At 72.8% G+C, this 19,771-nt stretch carries 20 protein-coding genes and 1 riboswitch; of the genes, 9 read left to right on the forward strand and 11 right to left on the reverse strand.

Features of this window, described 5'->3' with window-relative positions:
- Positions 1-241 (forward strand): phosphotransferase (locus VJR25_RS12650; protein WP_324115559.1); only part of this gene is annotated, 241 nt, incomplete at its 5' end.
- A 1-nt stretch (position 242) separates the two neighbouring features.
- On the opposite strand, the gene VJR25_RS12655 is transcribed toward VJR25_RS12650, so the two are convergent.
- From VJR25_RS12655 to VJR25_RS12670, 4 genes are all read right to left on the reverse strand, one after another.
- The gene (locus tag VJR25_RS12655; protein WP_324115560.1) at positions 243-1,694 is read right to left on the reverse strand and encodes a sugar porter family MFS transporter; all 1,452 of its coding nucleotides are present in this window, start codon (positions 1,692-1,694) and stop codon (positions 243-245) included.
- Positions 1,695-1,767: 73 nt separating this feature from the next.
- Positions 1,768-2,556, reverse strand: coding sequence for an energy-coupling factor transporter transmembrane component T (locus VJR25_RS12660; protein WP_324115561.1), 789 nt, complete (start codon positions 2,554-2,556; stop codon positions 1,768-1,770).
- A complete protein-coding gene (locus VJR25_RS12665; protein ID WP_324115563.1) occupies positions 2,553-4,103 on the reverse strand; it encodes an ATP-binding cassette domain-containing protein in 1,551 nt (516 codons plus the stop codon). The genes VJR25_RS12660 and VJR25_RS12665 overlap by 4 nt, the downstream gene beginning before the upstream one ends.
- Before the next feature lie 4 nt (positions 4,104-4,107).
- Entirely contained in the window at positions 4,108-4,743 is a 636-nt protein-coding gene (locus VJR25_RS12670) for an ECF transporter S component (RefSeq protein ID WP_324115565.1), read from the reverse strand.
- Positions 4,736-4,845, reverse strand: a riboswitch (TPP riboswitch). It overlaps the preceding gene by 8 nt.
- A gap of 26 nt (positions 4,846-4,871) precedes the next feature.
- Here VJR25_RS12670 and VJR25_RS12675 point away from each other — a divergent pair.
- Positions 4,872-6,245 (forward strand): D-alanyl-D-alanine carboxypeptidase, encoded by a 1,374-nt coding sequence (locus tag VJR25_RS12675; RefSeq protein ID WP_324115567.1) that lies wholly within the window; start codon positions 4,872-4,874, stop codon positions 6,243-6,245.
- Between the two features lie 52 nt (positions 6,246-6,297).
- On the opposite strand, the gene VJR25_RS12680 is transcribed toward VJR25_RS12675, so the two are convergent.
- Entirely contained in the window at positions 6,298-7,230 is a 933-nt protein-coding gene (locus tag VJR25_RS12680) for a J domain-containing protein (protein ID WP_324115569.1), read from the reverse strand.
- Positions 7,231-7,233: 3 nt separating this feature from the next.
- Positions 7,234-8,298 carry an enoyl-CoA hydratase/isomerase family protein gene (locus VJR25_RS12685; RefSeq protein WP_414683782.1) on the reverse strand — a complete coding sequence of 355 codons (1,065 nt, stop codon included), beginning with the start codon at positions 8,296-8,298 and terminating at the stop codon, positions 7,234-7,236.
- A 21-nt stretch (positions 8,299-8,319) separates the two neighbouring features.
- Here VJR25_RS12685 and VJR25_RS12690 point away from each other — a divergent pair, with 21 nt between their 5' ends.
- The gene (locus tag VJR25_RS12690; protein ID WP_324115574.1) at positions 8,320-9,255 is read left to right on the forward strand and encodes an ABC transporter ATP-binding protein; all 936 of its coding nucleotides are present in this window, start codon (positions 8,320-8,322) and stop codon (positions 9,253-9,255) included.
- A complete protein-coding gene (locus tag VJR25_RS12695; RefSeq protein ID WP_324115577.1) occupies positions 9,252-10,070 on the forward strand; it encodes an ABC transporter permease in 819 nt (272 codons plus the stop codon). The genes VJR25_RS12690 and VJR25_RS12695 overlap by 4 nt, the downstream gene beginning before the upstream one ends.
- Before the next feature lie 7 nt (positions 10,071-10,077).
- On the opposite strand, the gene VJR25_RS12700 is transcribed toward VJR25_RS12695, so the two are convergent.
- Positions 10,078-10,425, reverse strand: coding sequence for a hypothetical protein (locus VJR25_RS12700; protein ID WP_324115579.1), 348 nt, complete (start codon positions 10,423-10,425; stop codon positions 10,078-10,080).
- Positions 10,426-10,557: 132 nt separating this feature from the next.
- Between VJR25_RS12700 and cofG the strand changes: the two genes are divergently transcribed.
- The 5 genes from cofG to VJR25_RS12725 all read left to right on the forward strand — a co-directional run bounded on the left by cofG (position 10,558) and on the right by VJR25_RS12725 (position 16,645).
- Positions 10,558-12,909 carry a 7,8-didemethyl-8-hydroxy-5-deazariboflavin synthase CofG gene (gene cofG / locus VJR25_RS12705; RefSeq protein WP_414683783.1) on the forward strand — a complete coding sequence of 784 codons (2,352 nt, stop codon included), beginning with the start codon at positions 10,558-10,560 and terminating at the stop codon, positions 12,907-12,909.
- On the forward strand, positions 12,906-14,399 hold the full coding sequence (locus VJR25_RS12710) for an NAD(P)/FAD-dependent oxidoreductase (RefSeq protein ID WP_324115581.1): 1,494 nt from the start codon (positions 12,906-12,908) through the stop codon (positions 14,397-14,399). The genes cofG and VJR25_RS12710 overlap by 4 nt, the downstream gene beginning before the upstream one ends.
- The gene (gene fgd / locus VJR25_RS12715) at positions 14,399-15,412 is read left to right on the forward strand and encodes a glucose-6-phosphate dehydrogenase (coenzyme-F420) (RefSeq protein WP_324115584.1); all 1,014 of its coding nucleotides are present in this window, start codon (positions 14,399-14,401) and stop codon (positions 15,410-15,412) included. Before VJR25_RS12710 ends, fgd begins: the two co-directional genes overlap by 1 nt.
- Positions 15,409-16,029: a 2-phospho-L-lactate guanylyltransferase gene (gene cofC, locus VJR25_RS12720; protein ID WP_324115585.1), complete on the forward strand. Its 621-nt coding sequence runs from the start codon at positions 15,409-15,411 to the stop codon at positions 16,027-16,029. Before fgd ends, cofC begins: the two co-directional genes overlap by 4 nt.
- Before the next feature lie 133 nt (positions 16,030-16,162).
- Positions 16,163-16,645, forward strand: a complete 483-nt coding sequence (locus VJR25_RS12725) for a GNAT family N-acetyltransferase (RefSeq protein ID WP_324115588.1) — start codon at positions 16,163-16,165, stop codon at positions 16,643-16,645.
- Positions 16,646-16,669: 24 nt separating this feature from the next.
- On the opposite strand, the gene VJR25_RS12730 is transcribed toward VJR25_RS12725, so the two are convergent.
- The 4 genes from VJR25_RS12730 to cofD form a co-directional block, all read right to left on the reverse strand.
- Entirely contained in the window at positions 16,670-17,077 is a 408-nt protein-coding gene (locus VJR25_RS12730; protein WP_324115590.1) for a hypothetical protein, read from the reverse strand.
- A gap of 2 nt (positions 17,078-17,079) precedes the next feature.
- A complete protein-coding gene (locus VJR25_RS12735) occupies positions 17,080-17,718 on the reverse strand; it encodes a hypothetical protein (RefSeq protein ID WP_324115592.1) in 639 nt (212 codons plus the stop codon).
- A gap of 25 nt (positions 17,719-17,743) precedes the next feature.
- Positions 17,744-18,721 (reverse strand): WXG100 family type VII secretion target, encoded by a 978-nt coding sequence (locus VJR25_RS12740; protein WP_324115594.1) that lies wholly within the window; start codon positions 18,719-18,721, stop codon positions 17,744-17,746.
- A gap of 108 nt (positions 18,722-18,829) precedes the next feature.
- On the reverse strand, positions 18,830-19,771 hold a 942-nt coding region (cofD, locus tag VJR25_RS12745), incomplete at its 5' end, for a 2-phospho-L-lactate transferase (protein WP_324115595.1).

Genomic DNA, 19,771 nt, shown 5'->3' on the forward strand with positions numbered 1-19,771 from the left:
CGTCTGCCACGGCGATGCCTGCTGCCCGAACACGCTGCTGGATGCCGCCGGCCGCTGGATCGCGCATGTCGACGTCGGCGCGCTCGGCGTCGCCGACCGCTGGGCGGACATCGCGGTGGCGTCCATGAGCACCGAGTGGAACTACGGCCCCGGGTGGGAGGACGCGCTCATCGCCGCGTACGGCGTGGAGCCCGACCGCGAGCGCCTCGCCTACTACCGGGACCTCTGGAACGCGACCTGACTCAGCGCACCACCGACGGCTGCGACGGATCCTTGCGGTTGACCGGCCCCTCGAACAGGCGCACGACCTCCTCCACCGAATGACCCTTCGTCTCGGGGAGGAAGAAGTAGACGAAGAAGATGCCGATCACGCACAGCACCGCGAACACGATCATCGTCCAGCCGAGGCCGATGCCGACCTGCATGAGCGGGAACGCCAGCACGAGCCCGTAGTTCGCCAGCCAGTCGACGGCCGCGCCGATCCCGGAGGCCCGCCCGCGCACCGCGGTGGGGAACACCTCGCCCTGCAGCAGCCAGCCCGTGCCGCCGATGCCGATCGCGAAGCACGAGATGAACAGCGCGAAGCCGACCATGATGACGATCAGCTGCGGCACGCCGTGCAGGAACGACGCACCGTAGGCGCCGACGACGAGGAACACCGCCATGCCGATGTAGGCGCCGATGGCGAGCCGGCGGCGTCCGATGCTGTCGATGAACCGGAAGGCGAAGTACGTCGCGATGACGTTGACGACCGCGAGGATGCCGGCGGCGATGACGCCGAAGATCTCCGCCTGCACGGCCGACGTTCCGGGGTGGGTGAAGTACGGGGTGAGCAGGTGCGGACCGTAGTAGAAGGCCACGTTGATGCCGGTGATCTGCTGCAGGATGAAGAACACGCAGACGATCACGAGGGCGCGCTTGACCGGCGGCGTCCACCGAGTCTGGCCGGACAGGCGCAGCGTCTCGGTGCGCACGAAGGACGCCTCCGCGTGCACCTGCTCCGGCGTCGCGTCGAGTCCCAGCGTCTGGAACGCCTTGATCGCCTTCTCCTCCTTGCCGCGCTCGAGCAGCCAGCGCGGGGACTCCGGCATCCGCGCCCGCATCAGCAGCGAGACGATCGCGGGGATGAAGCCGACGCCGAGGAGGATGCGCCAGTCGACCGTGGTCGCCGCGTGCGGCGCGATCGCGAGGACGATGACGGCGATGACGTAGGCGGCGAGGATCCCGATCGTGATCATCCACTGCTGGATGATGGCGAGCGAGCCGCGTCGCCGCTTCGGTGCGAACTCGGCGATGTAGGCGGTCGCGATCGCGGAGTCCGCCCCGATCGCGATCCCGATGATGAGTCGCCCGATCGTGAGCGTGACCGGCTCGAACGCGAACGCCGAGATCAGCGAGCCCACCGCGAACAGGGCCGAGTCGACGAGCAGCAGGGCCTTGCGGCCGAATCTGTCGGTGAGCGGTCCCGCGGCGAGCGCCCCCACGAACGAGCCGAGCGACGCACCGGCGACGATGATGCCGATCGCCAGCGGGCCGAGCTTGAACGGGAGGAACACCAGCGCCGAGCCGATGTTCGAGGAGTCGAACCCGAACAGGAACCCGCCGATGGTGGCCAGGATGGCCAGGTAGATGTAGAACCGGCCGATATCGCGTGTGTCGAGCGTCTCGAGGAGCCCGGCCTTGGTGTTCTCCATGATCCGGACGCTACGCCCCCGCCCATGCGTTGGACAGGGGGGTTGCGTTGCGCGCGAAAGCGTGGTGGAGGGGTCAGCCGGGACCGAGGATGAAGTTCCAGGTGCCCGCCGCGACGGCCGCCCCGACCGCGATCGCGGCGATCGCGGCGCCGAGGGCGAGCAGCATCCACTCGCACCCGCCGAACCGGGAACGGCGCGCCCAGGTGCGCGCGCCGGGGGCGCCGAATCCGCGGGCCTCCATCGCGGTCGCGAGCTTCGAGCCGCGCCGCAGGGACAGGACGAGCAGCGCGAACGCCATGCCGAGGAAGCGGCGCAGCCTGCCGCGATCGGCGACGCCCCGCGCGCGGCGGGCGAGCTCGAGCGCCCGCCAATCGTCCAGGAACAGTCCGACCATGCGCAGGCCGGCGAGGCCGCCCATCACGAACCGCGACGGCAGGCGCAGCACCTGCCCGAGGCCGTCGGCGAGGTCGGTGGGGTCGACCGTCGCGAACAGCACGACCGACGGCAGCGCCATCGCCAGCACGCGGAACATCGTCGCGAGCGCCAGCTGCAGCGAGCCGGAGCTGACGTGCACCAGCAGCCAGTCCACGTACGCGGTGCCGGACTGCTCCCCGTACAGCGCGATCGTGAGCGCGGTGAGGGGGGCGGCGATCCACACCGGCCACGTGCGCAGCCAGAACTCCCGCCAGCCGAGTCCGGCGAAGGGCAGCAGCAGGGCCTCGAGCACGAGTGCGGTGGCGGCGGAGACGACGTCGATCGTGAAGACGAGGGGGATCGCGACGAGGAACGCGGCGCCGAGCTTCGCCACCGGATTGATCCGCGAGACGAATCCGGTGCGGGCGTGGGTGTCGAGGAGGGTCACGCCGCCACCCCCGCCTGGAGTGCGAAGCGGGATGCCCCGAGGGCGTCGATGAGCGCCTCGTCGTGGGTGACGGTCACGATCGCCGAGCCGTCGGCGGCGAGGCCGGCGAGCATCGCGGCGAGCTCGGCCCATGTGCGGGCATCCTGACCGAACGTCGGCTCGTCGAGCACCAGCACGCGCGGCCGCGTGGCGAGGGCCGCCGCGACCGTCAGCCGCCGCTTCTCCCCGCCGGACAGCGTGTAGGGGTTCGCCCGCTCGAGCCGGCGCAGCCGCAGGCGGTCGAGCAGGTCGTCGACGCGGTCCGCGACCTCGCCCGGCGCCAGTCGCAGGGCGCGAGGACCGACCTCGAGCTCCTCGCGCACGGTCGTGCCGAGCAGCTGGTGCTCGGGTTCCTGGAAGACGGTGCCGATGCGGGTGAGGAGCTGTTTCGACGTCCAGCGGATCGGCGCAGCCCCGGCTCCGGCGGCGAGCGCGCCGGATGCCTCGACCACTCCCTCGATCGGGGGCAGCAGGCCCGCGAGCGTGAGTCCCAGGGTCGACTTGCCGATGCCGTTCGGGCCGGTGATCGCGGTGATCGCGCCGGCCGGGATCTCGAGGTCGATGCCGCTGCGCACCGGCACGCCGCGCACCCGTCCGACGGCGAGCCCGGTGCCCTGCAGGAGGACCTCGCCCGATCGGTCGTTGAGCGAGCCGCCAGGCGAGCCGAAACGCGGTGTCTGCGCGAGGTCGCCGCGTTTCGTCTCGCTTCGCTCGCTCAACGACCGGTGGGGTGCCGACCGGTGGGGTGCCACGACCGGTGCGTGCCCCGGCACCCACACGCCCTCGCGGGCGAGGGAGGCTCCGGATGCCGCGAGCACCCGTGCCGCCGGCCCGTCGGCGATCACGCCGTCGGGTCCCAGCACGATGACCCGGTCGACGACCGGCAGCCAGACGTCGACGCGGTGCTCGACGACGACGAGCGTCGCGCCGGTCGCCGAGACCACGCGGCTCACGGCATCCCGCACCTCGACGACCCCTTCCGGGTCGAGGTTCGCGGTCGGCTCGTCGAGCAGCAGCAGGCCGGGCCGCATCGCGGTGACGCCGGCGAGGGCCAACCGCTGCTTCTGCCCGCCGGAAAGACGCGCCGTGGGATGCGCGAGGTCGACGTCGAGGCCGGTGGCATCCAGCGCCTCGCGCACGCGCGTCCAGATCTCGTCGCGCGGCACGCCGAGGTTCTCGCAGCCGAACGCGACGTCGTCGCCGACGCGGGCGAGGATCACCTGCGAGTCCGGGTCCTGCAGCACGAGCCCGGCCCGTCCCCGTGCGTCGACCGGGTCGGCGCCGTCGATCCGCAGCGACCCCTCCGCCTCGCCCTCGTCCGCCCCGCCGAGCACCCCGGCGAGACCGTGCAGCAGTGTGGACTTCCCGGCGCCGGATGCCCCGAGCAGCAGCACCCGCTCCCCCGGTTCGATGCGGAACGTGGCATCCCGCACCGCCCAGGCGAGCCGCGACGCGTACCGCCAGCCCCACCCGCGCGCGTCGACCCCGGCGGGTCGCACTCCGTTCACGGGGTCAGACGCGGCCGCGGGACTCGCGTCCGGCCGCGAAGCGGTCGAGCGCGCCGGTCGCGGCGAGCCCCTTCGCGATGGCCCAGCCGAGCCCGCCGGCGAGCACCGCCGCCGAGACCGCGCTCGAGAGCAGGTAGGTCGCTGAGAAACCGGCCGACGAGCCGGGATACCAGAGCACGAGGTCGTTGCAGGCGCCGGCGATGCCCGCGCCCATGCCGACGAGCAGCGCGACGGGCAGGTTGTAGCGGCGGTAGAGGAACAGCAGCACGATGATCTCGGCGCCGAGGCCCTGCACGAGCCCGGCCTCGATGGTCAGCGGACCGCCCCACTTGTTGCCGACGAGCGCCTCCACGACGGCCGCGACGAGCTCGGTGTAGATCGCCGCACCGGGCTTGCGGACGATGAGGGCGCCGAGCACGCCGGCGAGCAGCCACGGCCCGTTGAGCAGGCCCTGGAGTCCGGGCAGCAGCGGCTGGAGCACCGCGGCCGGGGCGGTGTAGAGCAGGTCCCACAGCAGGAACACGAGGCCGGTGGCGACGCCCAGCACGCTGGCGACGACGATGTCGACGATCCTCCAGCGCAGACGGCGCACCGCGGCCGGACGTGCCGAATCGGTGTGATCGGTGACGGATGTGTTCATCATCTCTCCTCCCTGCGCCGGCATGACCCGGATCAGGTTCGACGGTCGAAGCGTGGATCGCTTCCTCTCAGCCCGGCTCACCGGACTCCCGTGGTTCGCCTTTCAGCATACCGCGATAGGTTCGACGGATGACCTCCGATCCCGAGACCGCCGTCGCGCCGGTCCCCGGGGGTTCGGAGCCCGGGAATCCCGCCGCGGACGGGGCATCCGGCGTCTCCGCCGCCGAAGCCCTGTTCGACGACCTGGGGGCGACGCCCCACCCGGAGCGCACGCCAGGGCTGCTGCCGAAGCGCCGTCGCCGGCACCCGGCGGTCTGGATCCCGGTCTTCGTCGTGCTGGCGCTGATGGCCGGCTACAGCGGCACGACGCTGTTCTGGTCGGCGGATGCCATCGAGCCGACGATCAGCACGGTGGCGGTCACGCCGGTGCCCGCCGCAAAGGCGGAGATGAGGTGGCCGGCGAAGGGTGCGGCCGCCGTGGCCGTGGCCGGCTACGGGCCGTCGGTGGCATCCAGCACCCGCCAGCTGTCGATGGCGAGCATCACGAAGCTCGTCACGGTGCTGACGGTGCTGCAGCGAAAGCCCCTGACCTCCGGCGAAGGGCCCCGGTACCGCTTCACGGCGAAGGACCGGGCCGCGTACCACCACTATCTCGAGCGCAACGAGTCCGCCCTCGACGTGCCGGTCGGAGGCTCCCTGACCGAGTACCAGATGTTCCAGGGCATCCTCATCGGGTCAGCGTCGAATTACGCCGACCGCATCGTGAAGGACACCTTCCGCACCAAGGCGGCGTTCGTCGCGGCCGCGCGGCAGCTGCTGCAGCGCAACGGCATCACCGGCATCACGATCGTCGACCCCACCGGATTCGAGCGCGGGAACACCGCCACCCCCGCGGCGCTCCTCGAGCTGGCGACGCTCGCCATGAAGGATGCCACCATCGCCGGCATCGTGGTGTCGCCCCAGGTGATCCTGCCCGGTGCGGGATCGGTGACGAACACGAACGGGCTGATCCGGGACGAGGGCGTCAACGGCCTCAAGACCGGAACCCTCGTCGGCTACGACCTGCTCGCCGCCAAGACGATCCAGGTCGACGCGGTCACCGTGCAGCTGTACGCCGTGTCGCTGTACCAGCCCACCGAGCACGCCCGCAACCAGACCACGCGCAACCTCTTCGCTCAGCTGCAGTCGCAGTTGCAGGTGAAGCCCACGGTCGCCAAGGGCACCCCGGTCGGCGAGGTGCGCACCGTGTGGGGCGAGCGGGTGCCGGTCGTGGCGGGACGCGACGCGGCGGTCGTGCTGTGGAACGGCGCGACCGCCCAGGTGTCGACGACGCTGTCCCTCGGCGACCGCCGGGCCGCGGGCGCCGTGGTGGGGTCGCTGCAGGCGACCGGGCCGCTGAACTCGACGAAGGTGGATGCCGTGCTGGGCCGGGACGTCGCGCCGCCGAGCCCGTGGTGGCGCCTCACCCACCCGCTCGAGCTGTGGGGGCTGCAGAAGCACTGAGCCGCGCCCGCGGACCGGAGCCACGGCCGGCGCCGGGCGCCCGGGGCCGCCGTCAGGCGAAGCGGACGATCTGGTTCAGCCGGTCGCGCGTGGCGAACTGCTCGGTGCCGCCGATCGAGCGGGCGCCGTCGACGCCGCGACGCAGCACCGTCGACAGCGAGGATCGCGCCACCACGGCCGTCGGCATCCCGTGCACCTTGCCGAGGTGGTCGACAGGCACCGGCACATCCTCGTCCGGCAGCACGACGATCGCGCCGCCGAACTTGAGGCGCCCGACGCGGCTGATCGCCTTCATGCCCTGCAGCAGGCCTGCGATGGGGGCTCCCGGCACGGCATCCCCCACGATCTCGCCCCGGCGCACCCGCACCGGGCCGCCGAAGTCCTCGGACAGGATGCCGTACAGCCCGGAGGGCCCGAGCACGATGTGGTCGATCTTGGCGTCGGAGCTCGCGACCGCCACGTCGTGCCACACCGTGTAGCCCATGCCGAGGTCGGCGACGATGCGGGCCGTGGCCTCCTCGGCGAGGGCGTCGGCGAGCAGGCGCCGGATCTCGTACGGCGCCGAGCGCACCAGGGCGGGGTCGTACGGGTTCGCGAGGGCGCGCCCCTGACCCGACCACTCGCGGATGAGGTCGAGATACCGCTCCCGGCGCCAGCCGCCGGGCTGCCCGTACGAGCGGGCCCGCTGGCGGGTGGTCGTGGGTGCGGCGGTGCGCGGCGCCGCACCCCAGTGCATGTCGGGGGATGCCGCGGCATCCGTCGTGGCCGCCCCGCCGCGGCCACGGTCGTACGCGGCGCGCGCCTGCGGAGTGCCGATCAGCTCCCAGGCCCGCTGCACCTGCACGAACTGCGCGGCGTCCCCGCCGGTGTCGGGATGCGTCTGCCGCAGTCTCAGCCGGTAGGCGCGGCGCAGCTCGTCGTCGCTCGCGGTGGACTCGACGCGCAGCACCTCGTAGGCCGACGCCGAGAGCGGACTGTCGAACACGCCTCAGGCGTCCCAGAGCGGCCGGGCCGGCACGAACTCGAACGCCGAGGCGACGGTCTCCGCGGACACCTCGGCCGGGGTCGGCGGCGTCCAGCGCGGGTTGCGGTCCTTGTCGACGAGCTGAGCCCGGATGCCTTCGACGAGATCCGGCTGCGTCGAGGCGAACCACATCACCAGGCCGTACTCCTGGGCGAGCACGTCGCGCAGGCCGGCGGCGCGGCGCGCGTGCCGCACCGCTTCGAGGGTCACGGCCATGCCGGTCGGCGCGAGGTCGACCATGCGGCCGGCCGCCTCGGTGGCCTCGGGAACCCCGGCGGCGTGCAGCCTGTCGATGATCTCCGGGATCGTGTCGGCTGAGAAGCACTCGTCGATCCAGCCGCGCCACTGCTCCAGGCGCGACGTCTCCGGGGTCTCGTCGAACAGCAGCACGAGCTCGCTGGGGCCGCCCGGGTCGGCGCGGGTCTGCAGCGCGTCGCGCAGATCGCCGAGGTGCGCGGAGGGCACGAGGTGGTCGGCGAAGCCGGCGTAGATCGCGTCGGCGGCATCCATCGTCGCGCACGTGGTCGCGAGGAACTCGCCCACCCGCCCCGGCGCCCGGCCGAGCAGCCAGGTGCCGCCCACGTCGGGCGTGAACCCGATGCGGGTCTCGGGCATCGCGAGGTGCGAGCGCTCGGTGACGACGCGCACCGCCGCGTGGCCGGCGAGGCCGATGCCGCCGCCCATCGTCACGCCGTCCGCGAGCGCGACGATCGGATGCCGGTACTCGGCGATCTGCGCGTTCATCGTGTACTCGTTGCGGAAGAAGTCCGCGACGCGGTCGAGCTGCCCGCCGCGCACGAAGTCGTAGAGGGCGCGCACGTCTCCGCCGGCGCACAGGCCGCGCTCCCCCGCGCCGTCCAGCAGCACCGACTGCACGTCGGCGTCGTCCCGCCAGCCGTCCAGCGCCGCACGGATCTGCGTGATCATGTCGTTGTCGAGCGCGTTGATGGCGCGCGGACGGTTCAGCGTGAGATGGCCGACACCGGCCGCGGATCGCGCGAGCACAGAAGGTTCCGTCACAGACTTCACGCTACGGGACATGATGGGACCATGCCCACGGGTCACGTGATCGAGTTCCACAGCGTCACCAAGCGGTTCGGACACGTCACCGCGGTCGACGGGTTCTCCGCCCGCATCGAACCCGGCGCGGTCACCGGGTTCCTCGGCCCGAACGGCGCCGGCAAGACCACGTCGATGCGGATGCTGCTCGGGCTGGTGCGCCCGACGGCCGGGCACGCGACCATCGCGGACCGGCCGTACGCCGCGCTGGACCGGCCGATGCAGACGGTCGGCGCGGCGCTCGAGGCGTCCTCGTTCCACCCCAGACGCACCGCCCGCAACCACCTGACCGTGTATGCGCAGGCGTCCGGCATCCCGCCCGCCCGCATCGACGAGGTGCTCGCGCTCGTCGGGCTGGCGGATGCCGCGACCCGCAAGATCGGCGGGTACTCCACGGGCATGCGCCAGCGCCTCGGGCTCGCGCAGGCGCTGCTCGGCGACCCGGGCGTGCTCGTGCTCGACGAGCCGGCGAACGGCCTCGATCCCGAGGGCATCCGCTGGATGCGCTCGCTGCTGCAGGCCCTCGCCGCCGAGGGGCGCACGGTGCTCGTGTCCTCCCACCTGCTCGCGGAGGTGCAGCAGACCGTCGATCGCCTGCTGATCCTCGCGCACGGCCGCCTCGTCTTCCAGGGCGGCATCGAGGACCTCATCGATCCCGGGGAGGTCGCGACCGTCGTCGACGCCCCCGATCGGGAGGCGCTGAGAGCAGCCCTCACTGCCGCGGGCCTGCACGTCGAGGTGCTGCGGCACGGGCTGTCGGTCGCGGACGCGGATGCCGTCGCGGTCGGGGCCCTCGCCGCCCGGGAGGGCATCGCCCTGTCGCTGCTGCAACGGCGCGGCCCCTCCCTCGAGCAGGTGTTCCTCGAGCTCGTGAGCGGGGAGCGCACGCACAGCTCGGCCGACGCGACGGACGGGGGTGCGCGATGAGCCTCGCCCGCACCACCCGCGCCGAGTTCACCAAGCAGTTCACCACGGCCATGTGGTGGATCCTCGGGATCGTGCTCGTCGCCTACCTCGGGGCCACCGGAGCCGGGCTCGCGTTTACCTTCGGCGCCTCGGCGACCGGGGTGCTTCCGGCCAACCGCGGCGCGCACGTGCCGACCGAAGGGCTCGCCCTGATCGTGTACAGCGTCGGCGCATCCGTGGGCTACGTGTTCCCGCTGCTGTTCGGCACGCTCATGGTCACCACCGAGTACCGGCATCAGACCCTGACCCCGACGTTCCTGGCGACGCCCCGCCGCGGCCGCGTGATGGCGGCCAAGGTGGTCGTCGGCACCATGATCGGCGCCCTCTACGGCGTGCTCACCGCCGTCGTCTCGGTCGGTCCCGCCGCCGGTGTGCTCGCCGCCTACGGCCTGAAGACCGAACTCGGTTCGAGCGACACGTGGGCGATGCTCGCGCGCATCGTGCTGGCCTTCGCCCTGTGGGCGCTCGTGGGGCTCGGCGTCGGGGCGCTGGTGCGCAACCAGGTCGCGGCGATCGTCGTGGTGCTCGCGTTCACGCAGTTCATCGGCCCGATCGCGACCGTGGCGGCCACGTTCGTGAAGGGCATGGATGCCGTCACGCAGTACCTGCCGGGGGCTGCCTCCGACGCGATCGTGGGACACAGCATCTACGCGATCGCGGGTGCGTCGCCGTCCGCGCAGCTCGCGTGGTGGGCCGGATGCCTCGTGCTCGGCGGCTATGCGGTCGTGCTGATCGTGCTCGGCTGGCTCACCGGCTGGCGTCGCGACATCGATTGACGTCGGATCACTGGGCGAGTTCGCGCACCAGGTCGATGCCGTGGCGGGTGGTGACGATCACCCGCTGGAACTCGTCGTGCCCCTCGAGCTCGATCACGACGCTCGGCCGGCGCCGGCGGATGAGGGCGAAGTCCTTGCCGCCGACGAACTTCCACGTGCCGATCGCGACCGTCGACGGGATGAGGGTGGCCGGTTCGGGCACGCCGCGCAACCACGTCCAGGCGTCGTCGGTGAGCTGCACGCGCGCGATCTGCGACCGCGGGATCGCTATATTCCGCTTGCGGAATGAGAGCGCGTGCTCGGTGCCGGAAAGGTGCACGTCGAGCTGCGTCGAGTCGAGCAGCAGGGACACCATGCGGTCCAGTCTGCCAGGTCGCGGGTCGTCCGGGCCCGAGATTTGCTCACAGCACGGCAACGATCGCTCGCCGCGCCCGCCCCGACGCTCGGGTGGCAGACTGGGACGGTGAGTGTGGACGAGATCGAGCGGATGCTGGCATCCACCGGCCCCGCCCTCGACGAACTGCTCGATCGCGCGAGCGCCGTGCGCGACGAGGGGCTCGCCGCCGCGGGGCGCCCGGGCGTCATCACCTACTCGCGCAAGGTGTTCGTGCCGTTGACGACGCTGTGTCGCGACCGCTGCCACTACTGCGTGTTCGTGGACACGCCCAGTCAGCTGCGCACCCTGCACAAGCCGACCTACATGTCCGAGGAGCAGGTGCTCGCCGTGGTGCGGCAGGGGCAGGCGCTCGGCTGCAAAGAGGTGCTGCTCACCCTCGGCGACCGGCCGGAGGACCGCTGGCCCGAGGCCCGCGCGTGGCTCGACGAGCACGGCTTCGCGTCCACCCTGGACTACGTGGGGCACATCGCCCGGCTCGTCACCCGGGAGACCGGCCTGCTCGCCCACCTCAACCCCGGCGTGATGTCGCACGACGAACTGGCGGCCCTGCGGCCGACCGCGCCGTCCATGGGGATGATGCTCGAGACCACCTCGCGCCGCCTCTACGAGGAGCGCGGCCAGGTGCACTACGGCTCCCCCGACAAGGACCCGGCGGTGCGCCTGACGGTGATCGAGGATGCCGGACGGGCGAAGATCCCCTTCACCACCGGCATCCTGGTCGGCATCGGCGAGACGCTCCGCGACCGGGCCGAGTCGCTCGTCGCGCTGCGCGACCTGCACGCCGAGCACGGGCACGTGCAGGAGGTGATCGTGCAGAACTTCCGCGCCAAGCCGCACACCGCCATGCGGGATGCCCCCGACGCCGACCTGCTCGAGTACGTCGCCGCGGTCGCCACCGCCCGCATCGTGATGGGTCCGCGCATGCGCATCCAGGTGCCGCCGAACCTGTCCGACCCGGCCGAGCTCGACCTGCTGGTGCGGGCGGGCGCCGACGACTGGGGCGGGGTGTCGCCGCTGACCGCCGACCACGTCAACCCGGAGCGCCCCTGGCCGCAGCTCGTCGACCTCGCCGCGCGCACCGCGGAGCTCGGCTTCGAGCTGCGCGAGCGCCTGACCGCGCAGCCCGAGTTCGTGCTGGATGCCGGCCGCTGGATGGACCCCGCCATGCACGCCCCGGTGGCGCGGCTCGCCGACCCCGCAACCGGTCTGGCGGCGGTGTCGGGACTGCCGGCAGACGGAACGCACCCGGTCGTCGAGCGAGCGAGGCGAGACGAGACACAGCGGGACGCAGGCGCGGGCGGGCCAGGCGTTTCGTCTCGGTCGCTGGCGCTCCCTCGCTCGACGACCGGGGAGTCTCGGTCGCCGGCGCTCCCTCGCTCGACGACCGGGGGGATCCGGGCCCTCGCCGAACGCGCGGCCACCGATCCGCTCGCACTCGACGACGCGGAGTGGACGGCGCTCCTCGCTGCGTCGGGTACCGACCTCGACGCACTCGCCGCGGTCGCCGACGACGTGCGGCGCTACACCGTCGGCGAGGCCGTCAGCATCGTCGTCAACCGCAACCTCACCTCCACGGGCCTGCGGGCGCACCCCGCCGCCGCGGACGAGTTCACCCTGGCCGAGGCCGCGATCCTGGCGGTGGACGCCCAAGAGCTCGGCGCCACCGAGCTGTGCGTGCAGGGCCGGCTGCCGGACACCGAGGACGCGGACGGCTACCTCGCTCTGGCCCGCACGATCCGGTCCGCGACCCCGCGCCTCCATCTGCACGCGTTCCGCCCGCAGGACGTCTGCGATCTCGCCGACCGCACCGGCATCCCGCTGGCGCAAGCGCTGCAGCAGCTGAAGGATGCCGGCGTCGACACGGTTCCCGGCACCGGGGTCAAGGTGCTCTCCGAGCGCGTGCGCGCGCTCGTCGCCCCCGGCGACCTCGAGATCGACCGCTGGACCGAGGCGATCGTCGCCGCGCACCGCGCCGGCTTCTCGTCGACCAGCGTGCTCTTCTACGGGCACGTCGAGACCGGCGTGGAGCGCATCGCGCACCTCCGGGAACTGCGCCGCATCCAGTCGCTCACCCGCGGGTTCCGCGAGTTCGTGCCGATCCCCCTGCCCGGGCCGGCCGGCGGCAATCCACTCGTTCCCGGGCGCGCGCCGATCGACGAGCACCGCGCCATGGTGGCCGTGTCCCGGCTGCTGCTGTCGGGCTCGATCTCGCACATCCAGATCCCGTGGACCCGCGTCGGGCGGGAGGCGGCCGCGGTGCTGCTGCAGTCCGGCGGCGACGACCTCGGCGGCACGCTGCTCGACGGCCGCGTCAAGCCGGAGGCCGGCATCGAGCACGGCCTCGAACTGCCACTCGCGGAGGCCGAGCGGATCGCCGCGCACCTGCGCCGCCCGTTCCGGCAGCGCACCACCGACTACCGCAGTGTCGAGGTCGTCCGGTGACGGTGCGCGTCGACGTGCTCGTGGTGGGAGCCGGGTTCGCCGGCATCGGCGCCGCGATGGCCCTCGGCCGGGCCGGCGTCGACGACGTGCTCGTGATCGAGCGGGCGGCATCCCTCGGCGGCACGTGGCGTGACAACACCTATCCCGGCGTCGCCTGCGACGTGCCGAGCCACCTGTACGGGTTCGCGGCGCACCCCAACCCGGACTGGTCGCACGTGTACGCGCGCGGCGGCGAGATCCGCGGCTACCTCGAGCGGGTGGCGGCCAGCGAGGGCATCCGGCCGGTGTTCGACACCGCGATGCTCGGCGCCGACTGGGATGCCGGCACGGAGACCTGGCACGTGCGCACCGGAGGCGCGCACGTCGACGCCGTCGAGGCGGACGTGCTCGTGCTCGCCTGCGGCCGGCTGACCGAACCGTCGATCCCGGAGATCCCGGGGCTGGAGTCGTTCCCCGGCCCGATCTTCCACTCGTCCCGCTGGGATCACACCGCCGACCTCGCCGGGCTCCGGGTCGGGGTGGTCGGCACCGGGGCATCCGCGATCCAGCTCGCCCCGGCCCTCGCCGGAACGTCGGACGTCACGCTGTTCCAGCGCACCCCGGCCTGGATCGTCCCGCGCGACGACCGGGTGTACACCGCCGCGGAGCAGCGCGCGTTCGCCGCCGATCCGCTGCTGCTCGAAGAAGTGCGCGACGACCTGTACCTGGAGGGCGAGGCCCGGCACGCGTCGCGCTCCGGTGACCTGCGCGCGGCGGCCGAGGCCCGGGCGATCGCGCTCGCGCACCTCGAGGCGCAGGTGCCCGACCCCACCCTTCGGCGCGCGCTGACCCCCGACTACGCGTTCGGCTGCAAGCGGGTGCTGCTGTCCGACGACTTCTACCCCGCCGTGTCGTCCGGGCGCATCCGGCTCGAGGCATCCGCCCTCGCATCCGTGCGCGGGAGCACGCTCGTCGCCGCGTCCGGCGCCCGGCACGATGTCGACGCCCTCGTGCTGGCGACGGGGTTCGCGTCGACGCAGCAGCCCTACGCCGCCGTGGTCACCGGCGAGCAGACGACGCTCGCCGAGCACTGGGACCGCGGCATGACGGCGTACGCCTCGACGGTGGTGAGCGGATTCCCGAACCTGTTCGTGCTGGACGGCCCGAACGCGGCGCTCGGGCACAATTCGTCGGTGCTCATGCTCGAGGAGCAGGCCGCGTACCTGGCGCGCACGGTGACCGGCCGAGACGGCGTGCTGCGCCTCGACCCCGAGGCCGAGGCGAGCTGGACGGCCGAGATCGACCGGGCCGCGGCATCCACCCCCTGGATCACCGGCGGATGCCGCAACTGGTACGTCGACGACCGGTCCGGCCGGCTCACCCTGCTGTGGCCGGGCACCGTCGACGCGTTCCGTCAGCACCTGCGCGGATCCGACGGGTCCGAGTTCCTCCCGACCTCGATCAAGGGCCGGGGCGCGGGGCTGGTCTCGCACGAAAAGAAGGGCACCTGATGCTGCGACTGGGATACAAGGCGTCGAGCGAGCAGTTCGGCCCGAACGAGCTCATCGAATTCGGCGTGCGCGCCGAGGTGGACGGTTTCGACTCCGTCTGGGTGTCGGACCACTTCCAGCCGTGGATGCACGACGGCGGCCACGCCCCCGCCGCACTCCCGTGGCTCGGCGCGCTGGGCGCGCGCACCTCGCGGGTGATCCTCGGCACCTCGGTGCTGACCCCGACGTTCCGGTACCACCCGGCGGTCATCGCGCAGGCGTTCGCGACCCTCGCGGTCATGTATCCCGACCGCGTCGTGCTCGGCGTCGGCACCGGCGAGGCCCTCAACGAGGTGACGCTCGGCCTCGACTGGCCGGAGCCGCCCGAGCGCTTCCAGCGCATGAAGGAGGCCATCACCCTCATGCGCGAACTGTGGGCCGGTGAGCGGGTCACGTTCGACGGCACCTACTACTCGGTGAAGGATGCCACCGTCTACGACCGGCCCGCGGACGGCGTGCCGATCTACATCGGGGCGTCCGGCCCCGCCGCGACGCGCCTCGCCGGGCGCATCGCCGACGGCTACATCACGACGTCGGGCAAGGCCGCGTCGCTGTACGAGGAGACCCTGCTGCCCGCCCTCGCCGACGGGCTCGCGAAGGGCGGGCGGGATGCCGCCGACGTCGACACCCTCATGGAGGTCAAGGTCTCGTACCACCCGGATCGCGAGGTCGCCCTGGAGAAGACCCGGTTCTGGGCTCCGCTGGCGCTGTCGCCCGAGGAGAAGCGAGACGTGCACGACCCGATCGAGATGCAGCGGCTCGCGGCCGAGCTTCCGATCGAGCGCGTGGCGTCGCGGTTCATCGTGTCCACCGACCCGGACGAGCACGTCGAGCAGATCGGCCGGTACATCGACATGGGCTTCCGGCACCTGGTGTTCCACGACCCCGGCTTCGACCAGGCGGAGTTCCTCGGACTGTACGCGCGCGACATCCTCCCCCGCCTGCGCGAGCGGTACGGGGCGATCGGTCGTTGAGTGAGCGGAGCGAGACGGAGCGCCCCGCCGACTGGGTCGTCGTCATCCCGGTGAAGCCGGCCGCGCACGGCAAGTCTCGCCTGCAGGTGCCCGGCGTCGGCCGTGAGCAGCTGGCCCGCGCCATCGCCCTCGACACCATCGAGGCCGCCGCGGCGGTGGCGCGCGTGATCGTGGTGACGGACGACCCGCAGACCGCCGCGGCGGCGCGACGGCTCGGTGCGGAGATCTGCACGGACCCGGGCGACGGGCTGGACGCCGCGGTCGCGGCGGGCACCGCCCTCGCCGGGACGGATGCGCACCGCGCGGCCCTGCTGGGAGACGTACCGGCGCTGCGGCCCGAACATCTGACCGCTGCTCTGCGGGATGCGGCCGCCGCCCCACGCGCCGCGGTGGCAGACGCGGACGGCACCGGCACCACCCTGGTCACGGCGGCTGCGGGCACACCGTGGGCCTCCGCCTTCGGGAGCGGGTCGTTCGCCCGGCACCTCGCCCTCGGCTGCGTGCCGCTGGCGATTCCGGACACCTCGACCCTGCGCCGCGACGTCGACACCGCCGAGGACCTCACGGCGGCCTCGACCCTCGGGCTCGGGCGCCGTACCGCAGCGCTCCTCTGCTGAGCCGCGACCTCGCCGGGACGGTATCCGTCCACAGCGACGCTCGCCAGGCGTCTGTGCGCGAAAGTGCGCGCGGCCCGAGCCCGGCTTCGGCGATATCGACACTCAGCGCTCTCTCAGGGAGTAACGTCGAGGGATGCTGGTCCGTCCCGCTGATCCCGACGACATCCCGGCCCTGGCGCACGTGCACGTGCAGGGCTGGCGCGAGACGTACCGGGGGCTGTTCCCCGATCAGCTGCTGGACGATCCCGAGTTCGAGCCCCGGCGCCTGCGATACTGGACCACGGTGCTCACCGATCCGCGGTACGCGGGCCATCGCGTGTCCGTCGCGGAGAAGGACGGCGAGGTCGTCGGGTTCGGCCTGGCCGCCGCGGCCGGCGAGGAGCTCGGCATCCCGCAGCTGTACGCGCTGTATCTCCTCGCCGCCCACCAGGGCTCGGGCGCCGGGGCGGCGCTGCTCGACAGCGTGCTCGACCCGGACGAGCGGGCCGTGCTGTGGGTCGCCGACCCGAACCCGCGGGCGCAGGCGTTCTACCGCCGGCACGGCTTCACGCCCGACGGCACGGAGAAAGTCGAGGACGGCGTGCGCGAGATCCGGATGCAGCGTCCGGCGCGCTGAGGCGGGCGCGTCGCGGAACCGCGCTCAGGCGGGCTCGGGCACGCCCCGTTCCCGGCGGATGCGGCGAGCGCGCAGCTCCCGGAGCATGTACCGCAGCGAGACGACGAGCAGCAGGAGTGCGACCGCGGTCAGCCACAGCGCGCCCCAGAACGGCGTCCACCCGGGTTTGCCGTCGGCGAGTCCGGGCTGGACGAACAGGTACGCCGACAGCACGAGTCCCGCGAACATGACGAGCGCGATGATCCCGACGCCCCACCACGTGCGCACCTGCATGAACCCGTCGCGACGGAATCCCAGCTCGTCGGGGGCGTAGCTCCACAGGCGCCCGTCCGTGGTGCGCAGCAGCGTCCGCTTCTCGCCGCGTGCGATCGCGGCGCGGTGGTCGTCCATGTTTCCGGCATCGCGGGCCGGCCGGCCGGCGGTGGCGGCCATGTTCAGGCGTCCTGCCGGATCCGGCGGATCTCGGCGAGCAGGGCCGAGTCATCCAGTCCCGCGCGCTCGGTGACGTCCTCCTGCGCCGCGGTGGACAGACCGATCGTCCACGACCCGCCCTCGCGCTTGATGTACAGGGTCTCGCCGCTCTCGTCCTCGCGACGGCGGATCATCGCCCCGCCGACGGGGTTGGCCCTGATGTGCTCCTCGACCACGAACAGGCTCGCCTCGGCGGCCGAGATGTCCGGACGCTGCGCCATCGCCCACCAGGTGAGGTAGGTGCGCGGCTGGAACAGCAACCGGAAGTCGTCGCTCTCGACCCCGATCACGCTGTCGGTCTGCTGCGGGGTGAGAAGCGTGATCTCCATGCGGCGGTGGGCGCCGGTCAGCACGGCGGCCACGGCCGCCGTGGGCCCGGAGACGCTGAGCGCGCCGTCGTCGTCCACGGTGGCGAGCCCCCGGGCGACGAGCGAAGAGGCGCCGGCGAACAGCACGGTCTGCTGGTCCAGGTACTCGCCGACGCGCAGGGCCTCCGCGCTGGCGGTCGCGGCATCCCCCTGCTGCATCGCGATCAGCGCGACGATCTCCGCGAAGCCGTAGCCGATCGCGTCGGGAGTCGTTTCCGTGGTGGTCTCAGCCATCGCTGCGTGCCTCTCGTGCGTGGGATCAGAATCCGAAGAAGTGGGCGACCTTGCCGGCCGCGTCGCCGACGCCCTTGGCGACGGTGGTCGCCGCGTCGGCGACTCCCTTGCCGACCGCGTCGACCGCGTCGTGGATGACGGGCACGTTGTCGTACAGGGCCAGAGCGCCGGATGCCACCATACAAGCCGTGCCGGCGGGCGGCGGCAGGAACGAGCCGGCCGCGATGAGGGTCTTCGCGCCGTCGTAGACGGCCTCGCCGGTGTGGCCGGCGCGGATCGCGTTGATCGTGTCGAGGCCGTTCAGCCCGACGTCGAGCACGCCCAGGGCCCGCCCGCCGACCTTGAAGAACTTCGCCGCCTTGCCGTCCTCCGCCAGCCGGAACGCCTCGTCCAGGCGCCCGTCGAAGAGATCCGACGAGGTCTTGAACAGCCCGCTGACCGGGTCGGCCCGGTGCAGCGCCTCGAATGCCGCCTTGCTGAAGAAGTTCGATCGTCCCCGCAGGTCGCGGATGCCCACGCGGGCGAGGTCGTAGATGCCGGACCGCATGTTCGGGAACGCCTTGGCCATGCCGTAGTAGCTCCAGCCGGTGCGGAATGGGGAGTGCCCGTCCGCGAGCCAGCCGGGCCCGAACGGCGACGGTCCGCCCGTGCCGCCGGGGCCGAGCGGCGCACCGGGAAGACCGGTGCCCGGATGTCCCCCGGTGACGCCGCCGGGGAGCCCGCCGCCGTCGACCGCGGATGCCCGTTCCTGCTGCTCGGCCTGCCGCAGCAGCACCTGCGACTGCGTGTGGAGCATGGTCGCCGCGTTGCTGATCGTCGGGCGGTGGCTGCCGTTCCAGAGCGATCGGAAGCGATCGGCATCCGCACCGCGCCAGGCGGCCATCCGGCCGATCGCGCCGTTGAGCTGGGATGCCTGCTGCTGCAGCCGGGTCGCGGCCTGGTCGAACGCCCGCGCCAGGTCGCGAACCTCGTCGACGTCGGCACCGAGGAATCCGTCGGCCATGTCCCCGTCCTTCTCGTGTCGTGATCCTCCACGACCCTATCGACGGCCCCGGATCGGCCGCGATGGGGAAGACTCCCCATGCGAAGCGCCCGGCGGCGACGCGCAGCGTCAGAGACCGGCGAGCTCCAGGGCGGCGTCGACGATCGCGCCGGACGCCGCGGCATCCGTCATCCACAGCGGCACGGCCCGGCACCGGATGCCGAGGTCCTCCACCGCCGCGACGAGCGCGGCGTCCTCCTCCGCGACGAGCCATCCGTCGAGGATGCCGTCCCGGCCGCGGGAGCCGTACAGCCCCGCCACGGCATCGGCGGCCGTGTCCACGCCGATCGCGGTGAGGCACACGTCCGCCATCCCGCGCACCACCGCGCCGCCGATGATCCCGGACACGCCGACGACGGGTGCGGACGTCGCCCGCAGCGCTTCGCGGATGCCGGGCACGGCGAGGATCGGGCCGATCGAGACGACCGGGTTGGACGGGGCGAGAAGAACCACGTCGGCCTCCGCGATCGCCTCGGCGACGCCGGGCGCGGGCCGTGCGTCGCCGATGCCCGGGTTCTCGAACCCGGCCGGCGCCAGGGCCGCGCGATGCCGCGTCCACCACTCCTGGAAGTGCATCGCGCCACCCTCTCCGAGGCGGACATGCGTGTCGACCTCGGTGTCGGTCATGGGCAGCATCCGCACCCCGAGGTCCCACCGGGTCGACAGGCGCTCGAGCACCTGCGTGGGCGTGAGCCCGTCGCGCAGCCAGCCGGTGCGGGCGAGGTGCGTGCCGAGGTCGAGGTCGCCGAGCGTGAACCACGGCCAGCCGGCTCCCCACGCCTGCAGCTCCTCGTTGACCCGCTCGGTGTCGCCGGCGCGACCCCAGCCGCGGACCGTGTCGTTCTGCCCGGCGAGCGCGTACAGGATCGAGTCGATGTCCGGCTGCAGGCGCACGCCGGAGAGCCACAGGTCGTCGCCGGTGTTGACGACGACGGTCGCCGGCGCTGCGCCGCGGCGGGCGAGCGCCTCGCGCACGCCGAGGGTGAACTTCGCTCCGCCGACGCCGCCGGC

It is taken from the genome of Microbacterium sp., assembly GCF_035277845.1.
Taxonomy (GTDB): domain Bacteria; phylum Actinomycetota; class Actinomycetes; order Actinomycetales; family Microbacteriaceae; genus Microbacterium.